This is a genomic window from Actinobaculum suis (assembly GCF_900102025.1).
GTDB classification, from domain to species: Bacteria; Actinomycetota; Actinomycetes; order Actinomycetales; family Actinomycetaceae; genus Actinobaculum; species Actinobaculum suis.
On sequence record NZ_FNAU01000010.1, the window covers coordinates 1 to 22,680 of the forward strand.

20 protein-coding genes, 3 tRNA genes and 2 pseudogenes are annotated in these 22,680 nt (G+C 55.5%); 12 read left to right on the plus strand and 13 right to left on the minus strand.

Annotation, left to right across the window (positions count from 1 at the left end; translation table 11 throughout):
- From BLT47_RS09570 to BLT47_RS06190, 5 genes are all read left to right on the plus strand, one after another.
- Positions 1-1,465, plus strand: a 1,465-nt coding sequence (locus tag BLT47_RS09570; RefSeq protein ID WP_256332558.1) for an Abi family protein, incomplete at its 5' end; no start/stop codon positions are given.
- A gap of 119 nt (positions 1,466-1,584) precedes the next feature.
- The gene (locus tag BLT47_RS09150; RefSeq protein WP_141670063.1) at positions 1,585-1,887 is read left to right on the plus strand and encodes a hypothetical protein; all 303 of its coding nucleotides are present in this window, start codon (positions 1,585-1,587) and stop codon (positions 1,885-1,887) included.
- A gap of 68 nt (positions 1,888-1,955) precedes the next feature.
- A complete protein-coding gene (locus BLT47_RS06180) occupies positions 1,956-3,662 on the plus strand; it encodes a type I restriction-modification system subunit M (protein ID WP_083330120.1) in 1,707 nt (568 codons plus the stop codon).
- The gene (locus BLT47_RS06185; RefSeq protein WP_074662873.1) at positions 3,662-4,798 is read left to right on the plus strand and encodes a restriction endonuclease subunit S; all 1,137 of its coding nucleotides are present in this window, start codon (positions 3,662-3,664) and stop codon (positions 4,796-4,798) included. The genes BLT47_RS06180 and BLT47_RS06185 overlap by 1 nt, the downstream gene beginning before the upstream one ends.
- A complete protein-coding gene (locus BLT47_RS06190) occupies positions 4,791-7,838 on the plus strand; it encodes a type I restriction endonuclease subunit R (protein ID WP_074662876.1) in 3,048 nt (1,015 codons plus the stop codon). Before BLT47_RS06185 ends, BLT47_RS06190 begins: the two co-directional genes overlap by 8 nt.
- A gap of 335 nt (positions 7,839-8,173) precedes the next feature.
- Here BLT47_RS06190 and BLT47_RS06195 read toward each other — a convergent pair whose 3' ends face one another.
- Positions 8,174-8,647, minus strand: a complete 474-nt coding sequence (locus BLT47_RS06195; protein WP_074662879.1) for a hypothetical protein — start codon at positions 8,645-8,647, stop codon at positions 8,174-8,176.
- 57 nt (positions 8,648-8,704) lie between these two features.
- On the opposite strand from BLT47_RS06195, the pseudogene BLT47_RS09575 reads away from it, so the two are divergent.
- A pseudogene (locus BLT47_RS09575) lies at positions 8,705-8,809 on the plus strand (terminase); the annotation flags it as partial.
- 15 nt (positions 8,810-8,824) lie between these two features.
- Here BLT47_RS09575 and BLT47_RS06205 read toward each other — a convergent pair.
- Positions 8,825-9,009, minus strand: a pseudogene (locus BLT47_RS06205) (IS30 family transposase); the annotation flags it as partial.
- A 278-nt stretch (positions 9,010-9,287) separates the two neighbouring features.
- Between BLT47_RS06205 and BLT47_RS06210 the strand changes: the two are divergent.
- From BLT47_RS06210 to BLT47_RS06220, 3 genes are all read left to right on the plus strand, one after another.
- Positions 9,288-9,893 (plus strand): hypothetical protein, encoded by a 606-nt coding sequence (locus BLT47_RS06210; RefSeq protein WP_218122551.1) that lies wholly within the window; start codon positions 9,288-9,290, stop codon positions 9,891-9,893.
- Positions 9,894-10,569: 676 nt separating this feature from the next.
- Positions 10,570-11,010 carry a hypothetical protein gene (locus BLT47_RS06215; RefSeq protein ID WP_256332561.1) on the plus strand — a complete coding sequence of 147 codons (441 nt, stop codon included), beginning with the start codon at positions 10,570-10,572 and terminating at the stop codon, positions 11,008-11,010.
- Between the two features lie 3 nt (positions 11,011-11,013).
- Complete coding sequence (locus tag BLT47_RS06220) at positions 11,014-11,211, plus strand: helix-turn-helix transcriptional regulator (protein WP_049619332.1); 198 nt, start codon at positions 11,014-11,016, stop codon at positions 11,209-11,211.
- A 68-nt stretch (positions 11,212-11,279) separates the two neighbouring features.
- Here BLT47_RS06220 and BLT47_RS06225 read toward each other — a convergent pair.
- The 3 genes from BLT47_RS06225 to gltX all read right to left on the minus strand — a co-directional run bounded on the left by BLT47_RS06225 (position 11,280) and on the right by gltX (position 13,153).
- Positions 11,280-11,352, minus strand: a tRNA-Glu gene (locus BLT47_RS06225).
- Between the two features lie 20 nt (positions 11,353-11,372).
- Positions 11,373-11,444: transfer RNA gene (locus tag BLT47_RS06230), tRNA-Gln, on the minus strand.
- Positions 11,445-11,626: 182 nt separating this feature from the next.
- On the minus strand, positions 11,627-13,153 hold the full coding sequence (gltX, locus tag BLT47_RS06235; protein ID WP_074662889.1) for a glutamate--tRNA ligase: 1,527 nt from the start codon (positions 13,151-13,153) through the stop codon (positions 11,627-11,629).
- A gap of 26 nt (positions 13,154-13,179) precedes the next feature.
- Between gltX and BLT47_RS06240 the strand changes: the two genes are divergently transcribed.
- The gene (locus tag BLT47_RS06240; protein ID WP_065414544.1) at positions 13,180-14,334 is read left to right on the plus strand and encodes a MalY/PatB family protein; all 1,155 of its coding nucleotides are present in this window, start codon (positions 13,180-13,182) and stop codon (positions 14,332-14,334) included.
- Positions 14,335-14,608: 274 nt separating this feature from the next.
- Here BLT47_RS06240 and BLT47_RS06245 read toward each other — a convergent pair whose 3' ends face one another.
- A complete protein-coding gene (locus tag BLT47_RS06245) occupies positions 14,609-15,370 on the minus strand; it encodes a fumarylacetoacetate hydrolase family protein (RefSeq protein WP_049619329.1) in 762 nt (253 codons plus the stop codon).
- 387 nt (positions 15,371-15,757) lie between these two features.
- Between BLT47_RS06245 and BLT47_RS06250 the strand changes: the two genes are divergently transcribed.
- Positions 15,758-17,581 (plus strand): AMP-dependent synthetase/ligase, encoded by a 1,824-nt coding sequence (locus BLT47_RS06250; RefSeq protein ID WP_074663004.1) that lies wholly within the window; start codon positions 15,758-15,760, stop codon positions 17,579-17,581.
- Positions 17,582-17,660: 79 nt separating this feature from the next.
- On the opposite strand, the gene BLT47_RS06255 is transcribed toward BLT47_RS06250, so the two are convergent.
- From BLT47_RS06255 to BLT47_RS06265, 3 genes are all read right to left on the minus strand, one after another.
- Positions 17,661-17,745: transfer RNA gene (locus BLT47_RS06255), tRNA-Leu, on the minus strand.
- Positions 17,746-17,930: 185 nt separating this feature from the next.
- Positions 17,931-18,473, minus strand: coding sequence for a peroxiredoxin (locus BLT47_RS06260; RefSeq protein ID WP_074662892.1), 543 nt, complete (start codon positions 18,471-18,473; stop codon positions 17,931-17,933).
- Positions 18,466-18,783 (minus strand): hypothetical protein, encoded by a 318-nt coding sequence (locus tag BLT47_RS06265; protein WP_049619326.1) that lies wholly within the window; start codon positions 18,781-18,783, stop codon positions 18,466-18,468. Before BLT47_RS06265 ends, BLT47_RS06260 begins: the two co-directional genes overlap by 8 nt.
- A gap of 94 nt (positions 18,784-18,877) precedes the next feature.
- Between BLT47_RS06265 and BLT47_RS06270 the strand changes: the two genes are divergently transcribed.
- Positions 18,878-19,408 (plus strand): DUF4916 domain-containing protein, encoded by a 531-nt coding sequence (locus BLT47_RS06270; RefSeq protein ID WP_074663007.1) that lies wholly within the window; start codon positions 18,878-18,880, stop codon positions 19,406-19,408.
- Positions 19,409-19,419: 11 nt separating this feature from the next.
- Here BLT47_RS06270 and rdgB read toward each other — a convergent pair whose 3' ends face one another.
- The 4 genes from rdgB to murI all read right to left on the minus strand — a co-directional run bounded on the left by rdgB (position 19,420) and on the right by murI (position 22,676).
- Positions 19,420-20,043, minus strand: coding sequence for an RdgB/HAM1 family non-canonical purine NTP pyrophosphatase (gene rdgB / locus BLT47_RS06275; protein WP_074662895.1), 624 nt, complete (start codon positions 20,041-20,043; stop codon positions 19,420-19,422).
- Positions 20,040-20,801 (minus strand): ribonuclease PH, encoded by a 762-nt coding sequence (gene rph, locus BLT47_RS06280; protein ID WP_074662897.1) that lies wholly within the window; start codon positions 20,799-20,801, stop codon positions 20,040-20,042. The genes rdgB and rph overlap by 4 nt, the downstream gene beginning before the upstream one ends.
- A 133-nt stretch (positions 20,802-20,934) precedes the next feature.
- Positions 20,935-21,867: an MBL fold metallo-hydrolase gene (locus BLT47_RS09580; protein ID WP_049619323.1), complete on the minus strand. Its 933-nt coding sequence runs from the start codon at positions 21,865-21,867 to the stop codon at positions 20,935-20,937.
- Positions 21,867-22,676 carry a glutamate racemase gene (gene murI, locus BLT47_RS06290; protein ID WP_065414543.1) on the minus strand — a complete coding sequence of 270 codons (810 nt, stop codon included), beginning with the start codon at positions 22,674-22,676 and terminating at the stop codon, positions 21,867-21,869. The genes BLT47_RS09580 and murI overlap by 1 nt, the downstream gene beginning before the upstream one ends.
- Positions 22,677-22,680 lie beyond the last annotated feature (4 nt).

The following is a 22,680-nucleotide window of genomic DNA, read 5'->3' on the forward strand; positions in this document are numbered from 1 at the left end:
TTATGGATACTCGGTTACATTCATGGCGGCAGTTCTTGGGGTTTACTGGCCAGGGTTATTATGCGTGGCGTTCCCGAAGCGCCCTACGCCAGGCCTACGCCTGGCCAGGGCACAGCAGCGGCAGCGTTTTGATGAGGCGGTAGCAAAAGAGTTTGCAAACTCCCGGCAAACTTATGGGGCACCGCGTCTAGCAATAGCCCTGCGCCGGCGCGGTATTCATGCTGATAAGCAGACCACGCAAACCGTGCTAAAAGCCTTGGATATGACGATTGGGCTACGGGGACAAGCACCACGTAAATTGGTGTTGCACGCGGACCCGGATCCACACGGCTATCGGCGGCCATACACCCGTCGAATACGAATTAATAACCGCGGCACCATTCGTGGAAGCCACTTAGAAAAACGTCAACAACTCGCGTGCAAGCCCAAAGAGAGCTATACTCGAAATAATCGTTCAGCCCGCCTCGACTCCGGTCGGGAGTGGGCTGGATCTCTGTTAGGGCTCGGAGCGGATGTATTGAGTAAGCCGGTAAAGCGGGCGTTAACAATTGCCCAGCACATTGAGTTATTGCGTTCTCGCGGCATGGAAGTAGACGACGCGCTTGCGCACCAATGGTTGAGCTACGTCAGCTACTACCGACTATCGGCCTACTGGTATCCCGCCAGGCGACTTACTTCTCGCGGTGTTCGCGCGGACGCGTTCCTTCCGGGCACGCGTTTTAGTGATGCAGTTGCGTTGTATGAAGCAGACCGAAAACTGCGCTCACTTGTCCATGACGGCATGGAACGAGTCGAGATAGCGATGCGTACCCGCGTAGGTGAAGTCTTGAGCGCCACCGACCCGCTTACATACGTCGATCCGCAACGGTTCCGTCCAACCTTTAACCACCAAAGATGGATGACAACGCTCGATAAGCGCATTTCGCGGGCTCATCGGAACAATGAAGCGATTAAGCATTACCGGAATTGTTACGGTGGGAACTACCCGTTTTGGGTACTGGCTGAGGTACTAGACTTCGCGGATATCTCACGCCTGTATGAAGGGTTACCAGCGTCTGACCAGCGCACTATTGCCGAAGAAATGGGCATCGTAATCGATTTGGGGGCCTTATCGAAGAATCAGCAACGCAAGGCCAAACTTCAATCACCGCTCGTACGGTGGATGGAACAACTCACCATCGTTCGTAACTACTGCGCACACCATGCCAGGTTATGGAACAAGTCTTTCGCGCCGGCACCCACCGCAGCGCTACGGACGCAACCACAATTCGCCGCGCTCCCAGAAGGGCAAAGCGAGCAGGTATTCGGCGTGCTCACCGTCATGTCTAGCCTCATTCGGGTGGCCTCGCCTGGCACAACCTGGCCGGCCAAAGTCACTAGACTCATCCGCCGCGACTTCTTACCCAATCCGCTTGTCAGCCCGACCAGCTTGGGTATCCCACCCGACTGGAACTATTCCTTTTAAACGCTAATCTTTGGGTAGTGGGCGCATTCGTAGCGGTCCGCTTCCAAGGACAAACAAGTGGCCCAGTCGGGCGTGGTTGACATGAAGCGGCAGGCGCCCTTAACGGTGAAGCCGGAGTTTTGGCTGTAGTAGATGACGATTTCGTCGTGGACGTGCATCACGATCCGATGGCCGGCCGCGGCGGCTTGGAGCATGGCACGGACCAAGAGGCTGCGGGCTGGGAACTACGGAACTCATCTGAAGTTACGTGGCGGTTGCCATTGCCCACCGCGGAGTCCCGTGCCGCAGCCGCACTTGCCACAACCCCGTTTTACGTAACCGCGCCTGCCACGGAAACCGAACGAACTAGCGCACCAGATTCATCGTTCCGCGCCAGAAAAGAAACGTTCTGGAAAAGAATCCTTCGTAGCCGGCCCTTGTAAACACTCCACATCCCCCGTGGGTTTCGTATCATCACCCAAATCCGCCGCTCATATGTCAAAATGTACAAGTGGCTACTTCATCTTCAGCACTCAGCGCAGAACAACGGGCAGAACTACACAAGACCATTTGGGGTATCGCGAATGACCTCCGCGGTAGCGTAGATGGCTGGGACTTCAAGTCCTATGTGCTTGGTATGCTCTTCTATCGCTTTATCTCTGAAAACCTGACCAATTACCTCAATGCGGGCGAACGAGCGGCTGGGAGCCTAGATTTCAATTACGCGGATATATCTGATGAACAAGCCGAACTCGGCCGGGCAGAAACCGTGCGAGATAAAGGGTTCTTCATTTTGCCTTCCGAACTTTTCGTCAATGTTCGCGCCCGGGCAGCCACCGACGAGAATCTCAACGAGACTTTGCAGCGGGTTTTCGCGAACTTTGAAGGCTCGGCTGTGGGTACTGCTTCAGAAGATGACATCAAGGGCCTATTCGCCGATTTCGACGTCAATTCTGCCAAGCTCGGCTCAAACGTAGGTCAGCGCAATAAAAAGCTTCGTGACCTCATGAATAAGATCGGGGATCTTCAGTTAGGTTCCGCGCCAACCCATATCATCGATGCTTTCGGGGAAGCCTACGAATACCTGATGAAGATGTATGCCTCAAATGCCGGCAAATCCGGGGGCGAGTTCTTCACTCCCCCGGAAGTTTCCGAGCTCCTCGCCAAACTCACGGTTGTTGGGAAAACCGAGGTAAATAAGGTATACGATCCCGCGTGCGGCTCCGGGGGCCTATTACTTAAGTTCGAAAAGGTGCTCGGTAAGAATAACGTGCGCAACGGGTTTTACGGCCAGGAAATCAACCTCACCACTTATAACCTGTGCCGTATCAATATGCTCATCCACGACATCAACTACAACGATTTTTCGATCGCCTTGGGCGATACGCTTACTGAACCCAAGCACTGGGATGATGAGCCTTTCGAAGCCATAGTTTCGAATCCTCCTTACTCCACGAAGTGGGATGGCGCGAGCAATCCGGTTCTAATCAACGATCCGCGTTATTCGCCAGCGGGCGTGCTAGCGCCACGATCGCGCGCGGATATGGCTTTCACGATGCATATCCTTAACTGGTTGGCGGTTGACGGTACCGCCGCGATTGTCCAGTTCCCGGGGGTGCTCTACCGCGGCGGCGCGGAAGGGAAGATCCGCAAATACCTGGTGGATAACAACTACGTCGAGACTGTTATCCAGCTACCGCCAGATCTATTCTTCGGCACTACTATTGCCACCTGCATTATGACGCTCAAGAAGTCGAAGTCTGACAATAGCGTGCTTTTCATCGACGCCTCTGACCTCTTCACCCGCAGCGGTAACCAGAACATGTTGCGTGAGGAAGATCAGCAGCAAATCCTCGATATTTACACGGCACGTGAATCTATCGAGCATCGCGCCGCACTGATTACTAGCGAGGAGATCGCGGAGAATGATTACAACCTCTCGGTCTCTTCTTACGTGGAACCGGAAGATACTTCGGAGCCGGTAGATATCGTCAAACTCAATTCGGAGATCGAGCAGATCGTGGCCCGCCAGCAACAGTTGCGCGAGCAGATCGACGCGATCGTGCGCGATCTGGAAGGTACCGGCGAACCTTCCGTTCCGGTTTCCGGTGCTTCCGATCTCACCTTCCCCGACGACGCCGCCGCTTCCGTCCGCGTCCACTTCGAAGACGATGCTTCTGTTCCGGCAGCCGCTTCCACTAAGGAGCAGGAATCCTAATGAACCACATCGAAAAACTCCTCCACGAGCTGTGCCCGAATGGAGTTCGATACGAGCGTCTTGGTAAGCTCATTGAGAAGCATGTTGGTGGCGGCACTCCCTCGAAGTCAAATCACGAATTTTGGGGAGGCAGTATTCCTTGGGCCTCTGTCAAAGACATGACTGGTAATGTCCTCTATCTAAACAATACGATTGATAGAATCACAGACCTAGGCCTGCAAGAATCCACTTCGAACTTGATTCCCGAGGGAAATGTAGTGGTAGCTACGCGAATTGCACCTGGCAAGATGCTTATTAATACTATCGATGTGGCCATCAATCAGGACCTTAGAGCTTTATATCTTAAGCCAACTTTGCTTCCAAAATTTTTAGTCCATCTGTCCCCAACTTTAAAATTCGAGGCTAGCGGTACAACTGTAAAAGGAATACCAATCAAAAAGTTGCTGGACATACGAATTCCCGTTCCACCGATCAAGATTCAACATGCCATAGTTGACATTCTGGACAAATTCATGGAGCTGGAAGCGGAGCTGGAAGCGGAGCTGGAAGCGCGCCGCGTGCAATACGAGTATTACCGCGACGCGCTTCTAACCTTCCCAACCAATTACCCTCATGTGCGGTTGGATGAGATTCTAAAGATCCGAAATGGCCGACCTTACAAACATTTAGGTTCTGGTGAGGTTCCCGTTTATGGCTCGGGCGGTGTCATGACTCATGTAAACAAACCCCTAGCAACGGGCCCTAGCGTATTAATACCCAGAAAGGGTTCCTTATCGAATATCTACTATTTGGACGGACCATTTTGGACAGTAGACACAATTTTCTATACCGACATAAATACTAGCGCTATCTTTCCTAAGTATCTATACCACCTGCTACTCAGCATGAATCTCGAGCGCCTAAACGAAGCCGCTGGGGTTCCTAGCCTTACCCAGAAAGCACTAAATCGGCTGAAAATCCCCTTACCGTCTTTGACTAGACAAATCCAGATAGCGAGCATTCTAGACAAATTCGACGCCCTGGTTAATGACATCTCTTCTGGTTTGCCAGCGGAGATTGCGGCTAGGCGGAAACAATATGAGTATTACCGGGATAGGTTACTAACTTTTAGGGAAATTGAGGGCGGGCATGAATGATCTCGGTTCGGATAGTCGGTATTCGCTCGTCGCGGCGGGTGGGCAGTCGACCGTCGTCGCCCGGTATGAACCCGGAGAACAGCGCGCGGAAGATTACCAGAGTGAAGCGCAACTGGAACGCGCTTTCATCAGGCAGCTCGAAAAGCAAGCTTACGAATACCTCACTATCAACAGTGAGGCAGACCTAGTTGCCAATTTGCGCACGCAACTCGAAAAGCTCAACCAGATCAGCTTTACCGATAGCGAATGGGAACGCTTCTTTGCGGAAGTGCTTGCCAACCCGAATGAAGGGATCGTCGAAAAGACGGCGAAACTCCAAGATGGTGGCCATATTCAGGTCCTCTACCGGGATGATGGCAGCACCAAGAATATTCGTATTCTAGACAAGAAGAATATTCACAATAACCGGCTCCAAGTGCTCAACCAGTATGAAAACGAAGCCGGTAAGCACGAGAATCGCTATGACGTAACAATCCTCGTCAACGGCCTGCCCCTGGTCCATGTAGAGCTCAAACGGCGCGGTGCCGATATCCGGGAAGCCTTCAACCAGATCGATCGTTACCAACGTGATTCCTTCTGGGCTGGCAGCGGTCTGTACGAATACATTCAGATCTTCGTGATCTCCAACGGAACGCTCACCAAGTACTATTCCAACACCACGCGCGAAGCTTCTATCAAAGAAAAAACCGGAAAAGGCGGCCGCCGGAAAACTTCCAATAGTTATGCCTTTACCATCTGGTGGGCAGACGGCGAAAACAAAGTGATTGCCGACCTCATGGACTTTTCTCGCACCTTCTTTGCCAAGCACACTATCCTTAGCATCCTCACTCGTTACTGCGTGTTCGACGTCGATAAAAACCTCATGGTCATGCGGCCTTACCAGATTGTGGCTACCGAGAGGATCTTGAACAGAATCGTTGTTTCCTCCAATAGCCGCACCTGGGGAACCCTCAGCGCTGGGGGCTATATCTGGCACACCACCGGTTCGGGAAAAACTCTTACGTCTTTCAAAACCGCGCAACTAGCCACGGAACTAGAAGGCATAGACAAAGTGCTTTTCGTGGTAGATCGCAAAGACCTCGACTACCAGACGATGCGTGAATACAACCGCTTCGAAGCCGGAGCGGCAAACGGCAATACTTCCACCGCGATTCTCACCAAACAGCTGGAAGATTCCACTTCGAAAATCATCGTCACCACGATACAAAAGCTTTCCAATTTCGTGAAACGCAATCCTAAGCATCCAGCCTTCGGGAAACACATAGTTATTATTTTCGACGAATGCCACCGTTCCCAATTCGGGGAAATGCATATCGCAATCCGCCGCGCCTTCAAAAAGTATCACCTGTTCGGATTCACAGGTACCCCGATCTTTGCGCAAAACGCGGCCGCTGGGAAAAAATTTAACCTGCGCACCACCGCGCAGGCCTTCGGCGATAAGCTCCACACTTACACGATCGTGGACGCGATCACGGACAAAAACGTGCTGCCCTTCCGAATCGACTACGTTGATACGATCGCCACTAATCCCGAAAGCAAAGACACCCAGGTAGCCGGAATCGAAACGGAAACAGCGCTCCTCAATCCGCTTCGCATCCGCGGCATCGTTACCTATATCCGGGAGCATTTCGACCAGAAAACCCGCCGCACGCAAAGCTACATGTATAAGGGGCAACGCAAACGCGGTTTCAATTCGATCCTGGCCACCGCTTCTATTTCCGCGGCGAAGGCCTACTACGAAGAATTCAAGGCCCAGCAAGACGCCGCCGGGCTCACCCCGGATCAAAAGCTCAAGATCGCGATCATTTATTCATACAATCCCAATGAGGCCGATCCGAGCGGGATAATCACCGACGAATCTTTGGAAACCTCCGGGCTGGATGTAGATTCCAGAGAATTCCTGGATGCGGCGATAAGAGACTACAACCAGCTCTTCGTTACTAACTTTAGTACTGAGGGAGATTCCTTCGAAAACTACTACAAGGACGTTTCGGAGCGGATGAAGAACCAGGAACTTGACCTGTTGATCGTGGTAAATATGTTCCTCACCGGTTTTGATGCCAAAACGCTCAACACCCTGTGGGTGGATAAGAACCTACGCCAGCACGGGCTCATCCAAGCTTTCAGCCGTACCAACCGAATCCTCAACTCGGTGAAAACCTTCGGGAACATCGTCTCCTTCCGCAACCTGGAAGACGCCACAAACGATGCCCTCACCCTATTTGGTAACAAAGACGCCGGTGGCATCGTACTGCTCAAGCCCTACCAGGATTACTTCAACGAATACACCAAGAAGATCGCGCAACTAAAAGACGAGTTTCCACTCGGCAAAGCCATTATTGGCGAAGAAGCGCAAAAGGAGTTCGTGGGCCTGTGGGGATCGATCCTGCGGCTGGTCAATATTCTTGACTGCTTCGACGAGTTTGCGGATGAAAACATGCTTCCCGCGCGGGACATGCAAGACTACCAGGCCGTATATTTGGAGCTTTATCGCGAGTTTCGGGAACTTAGCCAGGCTGATAAAGAGTCAATTGCAAACGACGTCGTGTTCGAAATCGAACTGGTCCGGCAGGTAGAAGTAAATGTGGACTACATTCTCATGCTCGTTCAAAAGCACATAGAAGAGCACGGGAACCTGCACGATAAAGAAATTCGCGCCGATGTAACCCGCGCGATTAACGCCTCCCCCACGCTCCGCAACAAGAAGGACCTCATCGAAGAATTCTTGGATCGGATCAACGTGGGCGCAGACCTTTCCGACGATTGGGTGGCCTACGTACAGCGGCGCCGCGCCGAAGAATTTAATGCCCTGGTGCAGCAGGAGAATCTCAAACCTGCAGAAACTCATCAGCTCATTGCTCGGGCCTTCCGTGATGGTACCGATATTCCGCTATATGGCACGGCGGTATCGGAGATCTTGCCACCGGTCTCCCGTTTCTCGAAGGAAGACGCGCTAGCGAGCAAGCGACAACGCGTAACCGAGCTACTGCAAGCCTTCTTGGAACGTTTCCGCGGGCTGGGAGCTACGGACGTCTTCTAGCGGTACTTCCTCCCGTTGAGGTTGTGAACGCTTAGGCCCGAGCCCCGGAAAGTGGACATGGTGGTGGTGTTTATGCTGCAAGGTCGAGTGTAGTTGGCGCGTGTTTTTCGAAGGTGTCTGGGCCCGGTAATTGCACCAGGTGCGAGTTGTGCCACTGTATACCTGTTGCTCGCGCTGGACCCGTACGTGGCTACCGCACCCCTCTTTCAACTCCGCGGAATGAATCTTACGGAACATGGCAGAAGACTACCTTTCCCCGTTCCCCGGCAAAGCGCCGGGCTAGCCCATGTCCACCAACAAAGGGGCCAGGTCCCGAAATGTCGCAGACCAATTAGTTACCTCTTGCAAATCAGAGTTTCCAGGACTAGCGCTGCGAGAGGAACCGCGAAAAGTATGGAAACGGCAAGGGGCACCGGCGGCATTTGATAGTTGTCTGGAAGGATGAACTTGCTGACGGTTGGTGAATACAACATTACGCCTAAGCTAGCGCTGGAAAATGCGGAAAAGATGGATAGGTCGTATATCTTAATAAACAACCCAAGGAACGCGAAGAAGAGGAGGGCAAGGAGTATAAAGGCTATTATTGAGGCAGTTACTACCCCGCTTTTGAGTGACAGTCCGACCAATATCGTGAATGAGCTCTTTTTGAGCAAAGCTGTCAGAAGTTCGCCTCCTTCGCTCACTCTAGTCACGAAATAAAACAATATGACGGCCATGAGCTGGGACGACCCGATAAGTACGAAATATTTGAGAAAAGTAGCAGCGGTCAGCGAAGGTATATCGCGGTGTATCAAATCGCGTTCGTTCATTTCCTACCTCCATGCTGAAAACAAGTGTACTGACAATCGTTGGGGGACAGAAATCTTCTGGCGCAAGGCGGCACTAACCGGGACGGTCGCCGCGTGCGGGCTGGGGCGAAACTGGGCCCGTTGTATGAGAAGCTCGCTGCGGGACGACCCGCCAAGCGGCTCACCGCGCTGCCGGACTAGGTCGGTTCCCTTGGGGAAATATTGACGTAGTAGGCCATTGGTGTTTTCGTTAGTGCCACGTTGCCATGGTGAGTGTGGGGCGCAAAAAAATAGGCGTCCATTTTCAGGACGCTGGCTATTTTCTTGTGTAATGCCATTTCAGGGCCTTGATCCCAGGTGAGCGTATTACGCAGCAGTGCGGGCGTGGTTTTCTGCGGGCACGGCCGGTGTGTAGAGCGCGTGTGACTTAGAGTTTGAGGGGTGCAGCCAAGAGTGACCGCGCTTTTGCGGATGGCGTAGACGCGGAAACGGTGGCTCGGTGTACGACTCGCTGGGGCTTCTCGTTTTATGATACTGCTCCCAAATGCATTGTTAACAAGGAATGCCTAAGTCTAGAATCGATCTTGTCTCTAAGAGGAGGCCGCAGCTCAGGTTCCCCAGTTGCGCAACCCGCCATCAAAGATGATGGCATGACAAAGGAATGGAATCCGTGAATTTTCAAAAACTCGTGAGATTTACCATCGTAAATGTCTGCGCAATTTCGTTGTCAATTACGTTTGGCGGAGTAGCTAATGCCGCACCACTTAGGGAGGCTACGCCATCGTCTCAACATAATTCTCACAGCATACTGCCCATGACACCCGCCCCTGTAATATCAGAGGATCAGCTATTAGCTACTTTTAAAGCGATTGAAGAGATTCCCGATAGCGTGCTTCAAGCCGGAGATGCAGCAGCGCAATCTTGGTTGAAAGCGCGACTGGGAGATGACTTTCACTCACAGCCAGGCTCCGTTACAACTTTTGGAGTGGTCGGTTGCGTTAGTGCTATCGGTCTTGCCATCGTGACAAACCTGCCCATCTTTAAGATTACGAAAATCCGCACAGCTCTGAAGGCCGCCGGCGGCGCAACTAAATTTGTAAAGACCTTCAAGCGTGTTTATGACGCACAGCGGAAAGCGAAAGTGTCATTTAAAACGGCAGTTTCGCGGGCCGTTAAGCGGGCTGCAAAAAAGGCTGGACCAGAGGCTCAACAGACTCTGATTGAGCTCTTTAACCTAGGTAATGTTTATAGTGCCTGCTTTGAATGACGACAGAGTGCGAAAGTTAAAAATGGCACGAGTAATCTTTTTCACAATTGGAGCCCTTGGGTTAGTACTGTTAACCATCAGCTTTTGGGTTGGTACCGGAAGGATTGGAGGCGTTTTGTGCGCTGGGGCTCTTATTGGACATATGGCAACCTGGAAAAGCAAAACTGACATCCAAGCACGTAATCAAAACGGGTTTTCATGATCAGATCGTTGTTCGCGCGAATAAATAAAATACAGGTAGCGTCACTACGTAGCAACAGATAAGGGTCTGTTATTCGAGCTAAGGTTATGGGTGCTTCCGTTTTGGAGGCACCCATAGCTGTTTTTTGAAAGGAAGCCGCAGTGGGACTAATCAACTGGCTACGTCCATCAAGCCGCCGCACAAGCACGGCTCACGCTATCGGGACTGGTTACAGTTTCTTATTCGGACCGACCAGCTCAGATAGCCGGTCACGGAACGCTCCACGACGCAAATGGAAACCTAATGCCGAATGCGAGAAGCATCCTTTCACAAGCAATGTCAAATACGCTTGACGTAAAGCGTACTCGATCTAAAGCGTGCGCGATGTAAAGCTTACCTGACGTAAAGTCTGCTTGACGTAAAGCTTGCTTGACGTTATGGTGGTGGCGTCAGAGCGATAAGGAAATCAGGACGATAAGGAAAATGGAGTCCGTTATGGCTAAGCCGTCTAATAGTCAAGCTAAATGGGAGTATATACGCGGAACGAGAGTCAAGGCCGCTCCCCTTGCTTTTATCATTGGGACGTTACTGGCGATAGTTACCGCCGCGATACGGGTGGCATTTAATCCGCCTGGCGAATATCGATGGGCGGCCGTGGTGATTTTCGCGGTCTGTATGGCTGCCCCGCTCATCGGTTTGGCGTGGGTGTTACTCGTTGACCGTTCAACCCTGCCTGGTGCCACTGCACATCCAGAACTCGCCGTGGAACACCGCTGGCATACCCAGGCGGCAACGAACGCCTTCCTCACAACCGTCACAGTAGCTGGGATCGGCGCCGCCCTAACATCGGGAACCGTTTCCCACGTTTTGGTGGGAATAGTCCTCTTCGAATTCCTCGTCTACGGTGTCTCCTACCTATGGGCAAAGCATAGGTAGGTCATGAAAAACAACCTTGCCATACGCCGCAAACAGGCGGGCTGGACCCAAGAACAACTTGCTGAACTGCTCGGCGTAAGTAGACAAACAATAATCTCTATTGAAAAAGGCCGGTTCGATCCCTCACTGCCCTTAGCATTTTCCATCGCCAGAGTTTTTGAGTGCACTATAGAAGACATCTTCACCCCTGACGAGGACTAAACGGGCCTAAACGAGGCCTAAACCCTCCCGGGATCACATCAGCAATAAAATAGTTGCAAAATACTATGTACCCCGTACCGGATTTGAACCGGTGTTGCCGCCGTGAGAGGGCGGTGTCCTAGGCCGCTAGACGAACGGGGCCTAAACGCTATCGCGTTTCGCTGGGGTACTAGGACTCGAACCTAGAATGGATGAACCAGAATCACCTGTGTTGCCAATTACACCATACCCCAAGGGTTCATCGCCTTTGCGAACTCTCTTTTCTCATATTTGCTCGCTTGGCGACGAACATCAACATTACTCATACTCAGCGGTTCTTGCAAATTGAAACGGCGTGCAACCGCTCACCTTACCGATTTGCCGTTGCACGCCGCCCCCACTCCCCTGCCGCTACTTTGCTGCCCTTATTCGCTCTTTATTCTGCCGCTGCTTGGTCGGCAGCGAGTTTGGCTAGCAATTGGTCGATGCGCGCGATAGCTTCTTCGCGGCCCAAGATAGCGATCGAATCGATTACCGGGATGGAAACATTGGTTCCCGTCATGGCCACGAAGAGCGGGCCGTAGGCCAAGCGCGGCTTAATCTCCAACTCTTGCACGAGCTTGGCATCCAAAGCCGGCTTGAGGCCTTCCGCGGTAAAATCGGCGTCGCCCAAAGAAGCAAACACTTCCCGCGCGGCCGCCAAAGCTTGCGGAGCAGAATCGCGGAGCCTGCGCACCGCCTTCTCGTTGTATTCGAGCTGGGCGGCGGGAACGAACAAGAACCGCAACAGTTCCTTCATTTCCCCGAGCAGTTGCACGCGGGTTTGCGCCAAAGGCGCGGCCGCATCCAAAATCTCCCGTTCCGCTTCCGGCAGTTCCTCGTAGTTTGGCGCCGAAAGTACGCCTTCCATATAAGGCACAATCCGGCGGGTGAAATCTTCCGTTTCAAGCATGCGGATATGGTCGGCGTTAATCGCCACGCACTTCTTATCGTCAAAACGCGCCGGGTTGGCGTTCACGTCCGCAATATCGAACTTCTCCACTAACTCTTCGCGGGAGAATACATCACGGTCGGCGGAAATCGACCAGCCGAGCAAAGCCAAGTAGTTGATCATCCCTTCCGGAATGATCCCGCGATCCCGGTGCAAGAACAGGTTTGATTCCGGATCGCGCTTGGAAAGCTTCTTATTGCCCTCCCCCATCACGTAGGGCAAGTGCCCAAACTGCGGGGTGAACTTGGCAATCCCCAGCTCTTCCAAAGCACGGTAGAGCACGATCTGGCGCGGTGTGGAAGAAAGCAAATCTTCCCCGCGCAATACGTGTGTGATCTCCATCAACGCATCATCTACCGGGTTGGTGAGCGTGTAGAGCGGATCGCCATTACCGCGCACGATCACGTAATCGGGTACCGTGCCCGCCTTATAAGTGATCGTGCCGCGCACCAGATCCGTGAAGGTAATGTCTTCGTCCGGCATCGCGATCCGCAAAGACGGTTTGCGGCCAGCCTCGCGGAAAGCCTGCTTTTCTTCTTCGGTGAGATATCTGTCACGCCCGTCGTATCCGAGGTCTGGATTTTCGCCCCGCGCAATGCGCCGCTCCCGCACTTCTTCCGCGGTGGAGAAGGATTCGTAGGCATACCCTGCCTCCAGGAGCTTGGCGGCTACCTCGCGGTATATATCCCCGCGTTCGGATTGCCGGTAAGGACCGTGCGGCCCGCCCACATCGATACCTTCATCCCAATCCAGGCCGAGCCAGCGCAGGGATTCCAAGATCGCCTGGTATGACTCTTCCGAATCACGTTGGGCATCGGTATCTTCGATGCGGAAAACGAAAGTTCCGCCGGTGTGGCGCGCATATGCCCAGTTGAAAAGGCACGTGCGGACCATTCCCACATGCGGGGTGCCGGTCGGAGATGGACAGAAACGTACGCGGATATCTTTGCCCGCTGCCAATGTCGTAGCCATGATGAATACAAGGATACGCTAGGAACATGGCATACAACTTCGATTCGAAAACACTTGCGCAGCTACAGACCGAAGGTTCTTCTAAGTGGTCCAAATACCCGGGCACGATCTGCATGTGGCTCGCGGAAATGGATTTTGGCATTGCGCCCGAATTGCGGGACTACCTGATCGGGGAAGCTCAGCGCGGTACCCTCGGCTACCTTCCGGCCGCGGAAACCCCGCAAATCCTGGATTCTGCGGCTTCTTGGATGGCCAATTTTGGTCCGCGCCCTGATACCTCACGCATGATCCTCATCCCGGAAGTATTAGAGGGCTTGCGTATCGCTATTCGTGATTTCACCACGCCGGGTACGGACGTCGTCGTCCCCACCCCCGCATATATGCCATTCCTCACAATACCTGCCGAGTTTGGGCGCGAAGTGGTGCAGGTTCCCTCCCACTTTGATCCGCAGGCGCGGCGCTGGGCCTTCGATTTTGAAGCTCTGGAAGAAGCGCTTCCCGAGGGCGGTTTGCTGATTTTGTGCAACCCGTGGAACCCGACGGGGCGCTGCCTGGACCGTTCCGAACTGACGCGAATTTCACAGATTGTGGAAGCGAAGGGCGCGCGCGTTTTCGAAGACGCCATTCACGCGCCGATACTTATCGACGGCGAATACATCCCCTACGGTTCCCTCAACGAAGCCACGCGCCGCCACACGATCACCGCAATCGCCGCGTCCAAGGGGTGGAACATCCCCGGTTTGAAAGCGGCGCAACTGATTTTCCATAACGACGCCGATTGGCAGGCTTTTGCCCCCAAGGCCGGCGCGGCCAGCAGCCCCACTAGCACTATCGGGGCGCGCGCGGCGCGCATTGCCTTCACGCACTGCGAGCAGTGGCGCACCGAAATGTGCCAGTACGTGGCCCAGAACCTGGCGCTTTTGGAAGCGCGCGTGGAAACCTGGCCGGGCGTGCACATGGCCCACGTGGAAGGCACCTATATTGCTTTCCTTGATTTTACGGACGCGGGCCTGGGCTCCGACCCGATCGAAGTTCTCCGCACCCAGGCCGGAGTTTCCCTCACCGCGGGTGGGGCTTGCGGGGCCGGCTACGAAACCTACGGGCGGATGATCGTTGCCACCCCGCGCGCCGTACTCGAGGCCGCACTGAATGCCATCGAGAAGGTTCTCCCCCGCGGCTAGCATGGCTGAGGGGACGCGGCTAGCACGGCAACGGGGCGCGGCTAGCGCCGCCGCGAGGCACGGGCAGCACAGCTGTGAGGCACGGGCAGACTGGCGTGGCTTGTACCCGCGACTATGGGTCCAGCCACGCCAGCAAGGCGAGCAAAAGCAGTACTCCTGCCCGCCGGCCGGTAGCCTGCCGCCTGCTACCTGCCGCCAGCTGCCAGTTATCTGCGGCCTACCCCCAAGCGCCAGCTGCCACCGCCAACCGCCAGCCACCACCGCACCATTACTTTTAATTCGCCTGTGGCGCCAGGTGTGGGGCGAAGATTTGGTTGCGGATGGTACCGATGCCTTCCACGGTTACTTCCACTACATCCTGATGCGTCACTTCACCGTTGGCGGTGCCGGTTCCGGTAAGCACAATATCGCCGGGCAGCAAAGAAGTGTGCTGAGAGGCGATGGCTACGAGTTCTTCCGGGGAGAAAGCAAGATCGGCTGCCTGCACATCGGTCACCAGGTTCCCGTTCACACGGGAGGTGATACGGGCTTGCTGGTAGTCGAAATCGGTTTCGATTACCGGGCCGAGCGGCAACGAACTATCCCAGTATTTGGCTTGGGCTGGGCCCACACCCGTCACGGTGAGGTCATCAATCACGGTGTAACCCAAAATCGCTTTGCGGGCTTGTGCGGCCGTAGCGTCTTTGAGCGGATGGGCGATTACCACTGCAATTTCTGCTTCGTGCACGAGCCCCGGCGCCCACTGTGGAACCATAATCGGATCTTCCGGGCCGGTTACCGAGGTGCTCGGCTTCAAGAAAGTCGATAGATCTGCTGCGGTAGCCCCTTGGCGGTAAGTGCCGCCGAAACCAAATACTTTGGTGCGCGGGAGCATGGGCGCTACTAGTTCGGCGTCGGCCTTCGCTACCCGCTGCCCGGTGGGTTTTACTTCCCGCGCGAAAAGCGGATCATCAGCTAACACAATGTAATCATCTGCGTCCGGATCATAGATCGCGTAACGGTATCCCTGTTGCATGGAAAGGCGCGCAATTTTCATGGTTCTAGCCTACCCGGCGGGGCCTGCCGCGGGAGCTTCCCGCGCCCAGTAAGATAAAGGTAAATACGTAGCGGCATCGCCGGTACAGGTGTAGCAGCATCGCCGGCGTGTCTATGTGCGAACCCATCCACGGTAAGGGCGGCCCGCGCAAAGGTGCGTAAAGACAAAACGGCGCAGACCAACTACGTTAAAATGAACTAAGACGGACTGCGGACGCAAATGCCTCGGTGGTAGTACTGCTTGCGTAGCAACACTGCTTAGGTGGCAACGCTACTTGCGCGGAAACACCGCTTAAACAGGCATTGTGGCCGTATCCCTTTGCTCGGCGACGCAGCCGTTACCTTTCGCGGTTCCCCGACCGTGAGCGGCACGCACTCTGGAGGATTGATGAAGAAGTTGCGGGACGGTTCCTTGTACGAAAAGCCGCGGTTTTCCGTGGATGATCCGAATCAGACGATCTACTGGCTCATCACTCGCCGGCTGAAAGATCACCCTAACCGCACGGCGGTGCGGGTCAAGAATTCTTTGGGCACGGGCTGGAAACGGGTTTCCCTGGCCGAATATATAGAGCTGGCGCGGCGCGGCGCTCGCGGTTTGATCGGGATGGGTCTCAAGCCTGGCGATACGATCTGCATTCTTGGTTCTACTTCATATGAGTGGGCGCTTTTGGATGCGGCCGCGATGTCTATCGGCGTCGTCGTGGTACCTATCTACGAAACCAGTTCCGCCGAACAGATCGAGTGGATGTTGGAAGATACCGGCGCGAAAATGGTGTTCACCGATTCCACCGCGCATGCCGAACTGGTCAATTCCGTGCGGCGCGGGCAAGAAAACCCGCAAGTATTTACTTCGCAACAGGCCCGCACCCGGCTCGACCAAGAAGCCCTCAAAATAGGTACCGCGGAACTTGACGAGCGGATTGCGGCGGTGCGGGCCGACGATTTGGCGACCATTGTTTATACCTCCGGTACTACGGGGAAACCGAAGGGCGTGGAAATCACGCACGGGAATTTTGCGCGCGCGGCGCTCAGTATTGAACAAGCCGAACCTGATCTGGTGTTCGAAGAAGGTGCGAACCTCCTCTTGTTCTTGCCTCTCGCCCACATTATGGCGCGGATTATTAACTACACGGCTTTGACTACGGGCGTGCAGCTTGGCTACGTCCCTAACATTAAAAACTTGCTGGCCGATCTAGCGACCTTCCGCCCCTCCATTTTGCTGGTAGTACCCCGCGTTTTGGAGAAGGTATATAACGCGGCCGAGGCTAAGGCGGGAGCCGGGTTGCGCCGCAAGATTTTCCGCTGGGCAGCTAATGTGGCCGTGAAGGATGCGACGAAACGCTTCCGGGGGCCGTGGCATCGCCTGCAACGCGGTGTGGCGAACAAGTTGGTGTTGAGTAAGTTGCGGGAAGCGGTAGGCGGCAGAGTCCGGTGGGCGGTTTCTGCGGGCGCTCCCCTGGGCACCCGGCTGGGCCGGTTCTACCGGGGTGCTGGTATTACGGTGATTGAAGCGTGGGGTCTTACGGAGACGACGGGCGCTGCTACTGCCACTCGGCCACCAAATCCGGCGCTGGGCACCGTGGGGATCCCCATGGCGGGAACTACCGTCAAGCTGGATAAAGATGGCGAAGTGCTCGTCAAGGGTGCGATCGTTTTCCGTGGCTATCACAATAATCCGGAGGCCACGGCCGAAGCTTTGCGGGACGGGTGGTACCACACCGGTGATATCGGCACGATCGATAAGAAGGGCAATCTGACGATCACCGGGCGCAAGAAGCACCTGATCGTAACTGCCGGCGGGAAGAACGTGGCCCCGGCAGTTTTGGAAGATCGCCTGGTTTCCCACCCCCTCATTTCGCAAGTGGTGGTGGTAGGAGATCAAAAACCGTTCATTTCGGCTTTGATTACGCTCGATGAACAAATGCTGCCGGCCTGGTTGAAGTCGCACGGGGAACCGGAGATGACGCCGGCCCAGGCACGCGAATGCCCGGCTGTACTTGCTTCTTTGCAACGCGCAATCGAACGCACGAACCGGCAGGTTTCCCGGGCCGAATCCATCCGCAAATTCAAGATTATTCCCGACGATTTCACGCTCGAAAACGGTATGCTCACGCCTTCCCTAAAGGTAAAGCGAGAAGTAGTGCTCGAACGCTATGCCGGGGTAATTGAGGATATCTACACTCATGACGACCGGCCCAAAGCGGAGAAATAGCCGCCTTAGGGCCAGCAAGTCCTGATACAACACAACGGGAGGTTGGGAGTTTCCACAAAAACTCCCAACCTCCCGTTTTTGGTGCGCGAGAGGGGACTTGAACCCCTACGCCCGAAGGCACTGGAACCTAAATCCAGCGCGTCTGCCAATTCCGCCACTCGCGCAGGCAACTCGCATAGCATACCCCGCATTGCGAGCGCGCTTCAAATGTTTCGCGTAAAGGTGAGTACCTACTCATACCATCTCATACCATTTGGGCACTAATTGGCTTGACTACTAATTGGCTTAGATACCCAGCAGGCGTAGGCAGCTTACGTACCCAGCGGCGTAGATACTCGGCGGCTTGGGTCTAAGCGGCGTCCGCGCCCGCGGCTGCACCATCGATACCGAGGTCGCGGCGGAGCCGGGCAACGTGCCCGGTGGCACGCACAGTGTATTGAGCCAGGCGTATCTTTCCCGCAAGGTCAATTACAAAGGTAGAGCGAATCGTACCCACGGTGGTTTTCCCGTAGATCTTCTTTTCCCCGTAAGTACCGTACGCTGTGTGCACGGCGTGATCTGGGTCAGAAACCAGGTGGAAATTGAGCTGCTGTTTTTCTTTGAATTTGGCCAGTGCCGCCACCGAATCCGCGGAAATCCCGACCACCGTATAGCCTGCCGCGCGCAAAGAGTTGAGGTTATCCCGAAAATCGCAAGCTTGCTTCGTACATCCCGGGGTTCCTGCCTTCGGATAGAAATATAGGATCACGCCAGCGGCTGGTGTGGTAGCGGCCCGCAGTTTCTCTAATTCGCTATGCAGGCTGATTTCGCCATCCGGACCGGCAAGTTTGAAATCGGGTGCTTCCTGGCCCGCGGTGAGACGGCCCGAAGTGGTTGCTGGTGTGCTACTCATGGAGCTTTTCCTTTCCGAAGATGAATCCCCAAATCAACAGTGCTACGAAACCAATACCATTGGGCCAAAAGCCGAGGGTTCCCGGGGAAAACCAGAGCGCGAACACCACCCCACCGGCAAAAACCCACGCGTTATCGATCCAGTAACCAATAACGCCAACCACAGCTCCAATAGTCCCAATAATCAGGGGCACTAGGAAACCGGCATAAAACCCGGCCATCCCCACTGCTACCCAGGAGTAGACAATGAGGGCCAGGGCATATAACAGCACCACCAAACTCATAACCCGCACATTTTTCGAGGAACGCATACGCTCAGATTACTAGCTTGGTTCCAGTTAGGCCTTCGGAGAAATGCGGAGCGCAAACCCTCCTGTTGAAAAACTCGGCTGGCAATATTGGGACATGAGCGAAATTGACGCGGCCGATATGGGCCCCTGGTTAAACCCGGACGACCTAGAATTTGTACGTGGCAAAGTACCAATTATCTACGTGGATATTGTGCCGGTACGGCTCGACGATAAGGGCCGCCTAGAACTGATCGGTATGCTCTTACGGCTAGATTCTGCTGGTATTTCCCGCGAGTTCCCGGCCGGGCGCGTACTTTTCCACGAACCTTTGCGCGACGCCGTGCTCCGGCACGTGGAAAAAGACCTCGGGTTAATGGCACTCCCCCAGATTCCTTCTTGCATGGTGCCTTTCACCATCCAAGAATATTTCCCCACCCCTTCCGGGGAAGGTACTTTCTTCGACGCTCGCCAACACCGCATCGACCTCGCCTACATTGTGCCCATTCAAGGCGATTGCAACCCCGGAGATGACGCCCTGGAATTCTCCTGGTTCACCCCCGGGGAAGCGCGCACACCGAGCCTGCAAAAAGAAATGGCGCCCGGCCATGCCGAACTGCTCCGCCGCGCCCTCGCCTACCTCGCCTAACGGCCAGCGGCCTAGTGCGCGGTGCCGGTCAGCTCGGCAGCAATAATCGGGGCGAGGGCGCGGAAGGCTTTGCCCCGATGCGAAATCGCGTCTTTTTCGGCCATGCTGAGCTCCGCATTAGAACGGGTTTGGCCTTCCGCTTGGAAAATCGGATCGTAACCGAAACCCTGTTCGCCGCGTTCTTCGTGCAAAATCACGCCGGGCATATCAGCTTCTCGCACCACTTCCCGGCCGTTCGGAGTGACCATCACCGCCGCGGCATGGAAACGGGCTCCCCGATATCTGTCTGGCACTTCCGCTAGTTGAGCGAGCAAGAGCCGACGGTTAGCGGTGTCGTCGCCGTGCTTCCCCGCCCACCGCGCCGAAAACGGGCCCGGTGCTCCGCCTAAAGCATCCACGCAAATACCCGAATCATCCGCAACCGCCACGTACCCGGCCGCCGCTAGCTGCCGGGCCTTGATCAACGCATTACCGGCGAAAGTAATTTCGTCTTCCACCGGTTCGGGAAGGTCTAGATCGCGGGCCGAAATCACCTGCACCCCGGGCAGGTAGGGCGCCAAAATCTCTTCTAGTTCCGCAACTTTGTGGGCGTTGCGGGTCGCGAGCGCGATCGTGTGTGGGGAGGCTGTGCTCATTGGGCGATGATCCTTTCGTCGATCGGGTTGGTGGTGAATAGGGCTTCGCGTTGCAGGCGGGCCAGGTGTTGGGTGCCGGTGTTGGCAAGGTCGAGGAGTTGGCCCAGGCCTTGCCGGGAGAAGGGTTTGTGTTCGGCGGTGCCTTGGATTTCGATGTATTCGCCGGAGCCGGTGGATACCACGTTCATGTCGGTTTGGGCGCGTACGTCTTCTTCGTAGGGTAGGTCGAGCACGGCGGTGCCGTCTACGAATCCGACGGAGACGGCGGAAACGGTATCGGAAAGTACGGGCCGGGGCCGGATGATTTTCTTTTCCAGTGCCCAGTTGAGGCTATCGGCCAGGGCGACGAAAGCGCCGGTGATTGCGGCCGTGCGGGTTCCGCCATCGGCTTGCAGTACGTCGCAGTCTAAAGTGATGGTGTTTTCGCCGAGGGCTTTCATGTTTACGACGGTGCGTAGGGACCGGCCTATGAGCCGCGAGATTTCGTGGGTGCGCCCGCCAACTTTGCCTTTCACAGACTCGCGGGAGGAGCGTTCATTTGTGGCGCGTGGGAGCATGGCGTATTCGGCGGTTACCCAGCCGGTGCCTTGCCCTTTCAGCCACCGCGGCACGCCTTCGACGAAGGAGGCAACGCAAAGTACCGTGGTGCGGCCGTAGGTGACCAGCACGCTGCCTTCTCCCGCTTCGAAATAGTGGCGCGAGATTGTTACCGGACGCATTTCATCGATGGCGCGGCCATCAGCACGTTCAAAAGCCATGCTGTAAGGCTAGCGCGCTAACCTGGCGGCCGCTAAATCCAAAATGCCGGCACCCGGTGTTACGGGTGCCGGCTGGGCGTGCGACTGGTGCCTGCTTGCCCCAGCTCGCCTGCTCTCTCCGCCCGGGCGTTTGCTAAATTCGATACACTTCGCCGGCCGCTACGCAGCTAGCCGGCCCGGCGTATTCTCCGCGTACTTCTCGCAAGATTTCGGCCGGTTGGGTCCAGGGTTGCAGGTGGGTAAGGCCGAGCCTTTTCACGCCGGCCATGCGGGCGAGTTTGCCGGCCCGGCCGCCCGTCATATGCACGCCGCGTACTTTTTCTCGCCCGTCTTGGTAGGCGGCTTCGGCGAGCAAGAAATCGGCGTCTTTAGCGGCCGCGATTTGGCTTTCGCACAGGTCGGTATCTCCGGTGTAGGTGAGTACCATTTGCCGGCCGGGTTGGGCCAGGGTTTCGCGCGGTTGTGGAGCGCCGGCCGGTAGTGCCGTGGTGCTGGCGGGGCGGATGGCGGGGAGAGACGTCGTCGTCGAAAAATCGGCAAGCATCGGAGCGCGCGTGATGGCCGGCGGGATTTTGCTGGCTTCCGCCGGTCCCGTGATTCGGAACGCTACCGCTTCTACCGTATGCAAGGCGGCAAATACTTCCACGTGCATGGGACCCACGGTGAAACTATCCCCGGCTCGGATCCGGTGAAACTCGTATTCTCCTTCGTAAGTATCTTCCGGGTCGTCCCCGGAAAGTTGGAGCATACGCTTGTGCCCATCTTCCGGAGAGTACACGGGTACCGGGCCGAGCGCGCCATACGGGTTCCATTTCCGGTACACCTGCATGCCCACCAGATCTGCGCAATGGTCTGCGTGTAGGTGGGAAATAGCGATCGCGTCAAGCGCGGCCGGGTCAAGATAGCGCAGCAGGTGCCCCATGGCTCCCGGTCCGATGTCGAGGAGCAGGGAGTACGTGCGCGTACCTCCCTCGGGGCTTTCCCCTTCTGCTTGTACTAGGTACGACGACGCCGGTGATTTCGGGCCAGACATAGAACCCGAGCACCCAATAATCGTAAGCCTCACTAACCTAATTCCTCCGTGGATAAGGGGATACCTACCTCCGGGCCCAGGAAACGGTGAGCGAGGACGCCGAAGGAATGGGGATCGCCCGTTGCGTAGAAGCGGTGCTGCGGATGCGAGGAGGCTGCGAACAGGTCTCGATCTGCTAGTACCCGGTATACATCTTTTGCGGTTTCGTCTGCTGAAGAAACGATAGCCACATCTTCACCCATGGTATAGGAGATAACTCCGGCTAGAAGTGGGTAGTGCGTGCATCCGAGCACAAGAGTATCTATGCCGGCTGTGCGCAGGGGTGCCAAATATTCTTCGGCAACCGCTTGGGCTTGCGGCCCGGCGGTGATCCCAGCTTCCACGAGTTCCACGAAAAGTGGGCAGGCTGCGGTATACACCTCAATTTGCGGGGCCGCGGTGAAAGAATCCTGGTAGGAACCGGATTCTATGGTGGCTTGGGTGGCGATCACCCCCACTTTGTTATTCCGCGTGGTTTTCACGGCGCGCCGCACGGCCGGCCGGATAACTTCTATTACCGGAATTCCGGCATCAATTTCGAAACGTTGCCGAGCGTCGGCCAGGGCCGCGCTGGAAGCGGAATTGCAGGCGATGACCAACATTTTCACGCCGGAAGCCACCAGTTTTTCCATAACGTTGAGTGCGTGGTGGCGCACTTCCGAAATCTTTTTGGTGCCGTAGGGGCTGTGCGCGGTATCGCCGATATAGATCACGGGTTCTCCGGGAACTTGGTCCAGAATCGCACGTGCGACCGTCAAGCCTCCCACTCCGGAATCAAAAATACCAATCGGTCGTTCATCCACACGC

Coding starts and splice junctions, on each gene's coding strand:
- BLT47_RS06185 (WP_074662873.1), top strand. CDS start 3,662: ATGAACCACATCGAAAAACTCCTCCACGAGCTGTGCCCGAATGGAGTT.
- BLT47_RS06190 (WP_074662876.1), top strand. CDS start 4,791: ATGAATGATCTCGGTTCGGATAGTCGGTATTCGCTCGTCGCGGCGGGT.
- BLT47_RS06195 (WP_074662879.1), bottom strand. CDS start 8,647: ATGAACGAACGCGATTTGATACACCGCGATATACCTTCGCTGACCGCT.
- BLT47_RS06210 (WP_218122551.1), top strand. CDS start 9,288: ATGGAATCCGTGAATTTTCAAAAACTCGTGAGATTTACCATCGTAAAT.
- BLT47_RS06215 (WP_256332561.1), top strand. CDS start 10,570: ATGGCTAAGCCGTCTAATAGTCAAGCTAAATGGGAGTATATACGCGGA.
- BLT47_RS06220 (WP_049619332.1), top strand. CDS start 11,014: ATGAAAAACAACCTTGCCATACGCCGCAAACAGGCGGGCTGGACCCAA.
- gltX (WP_074662889.1), bottom strand. CDS start 13,153: ATGGCTACGACATTGGCAGCGGGCAAAGATATCCGCGTACGTTTCTGT.
- BLT47_RS06240 (WP_065414544.1), top strand. CDS start 13,180: ATGGCATACAACTTCGATTCGAAAACACTTGCGCAGCTACAGACCGAA.
- BLT47_RS06245 (WP_049619329.1), bottom strand. CDS start 15,370: ATGAAAATTGCGCGCCTTTCCATGCAACAGGGATACCGTTACGCGATC.
- BLT47_RS06250 (WP_074663004.1), top strand. CDS start 15,758: ATGAAGAAGTTGCGGGACGGTTCCTTGTACGAAAAGCCGCGGTTTTCC.
- BLT47_RS06260 (WP_074662892.1), bottom strand. CDS start 18,473: ATGAGTAGCACACCAGCAACCACTTCGGGCCGTCTCACCGCGGGCCAG.
- BLT47_RS06265 (WP_049619326.1), bottom strand. CDS start 18,783: ATGCGTTCCTCGAAAAATGTGCGGGTTATGAGTTTGGTGGTGCTGTTA.
- BLT47_RS06270 (WP_074663007.1), top strand. CDS start 18,878: ATGAGCGAAATTGACGCGGCCGATATGGGCCCCTGGTTAAACCCGGAC.
- rdgB (WP_074662895.1), bottom strand. CDS start 20,043: ATGAGCACAGCCTCCCCACACACGATCGCGCTCGCGACCCGCAACGCC.
- rph (WP_074662897.1), bottom strand. CDS start 20,801: ATGGCTTTTGAACGTGCTGATGGCCGCGCCATCGATGAAATGCGTCCG.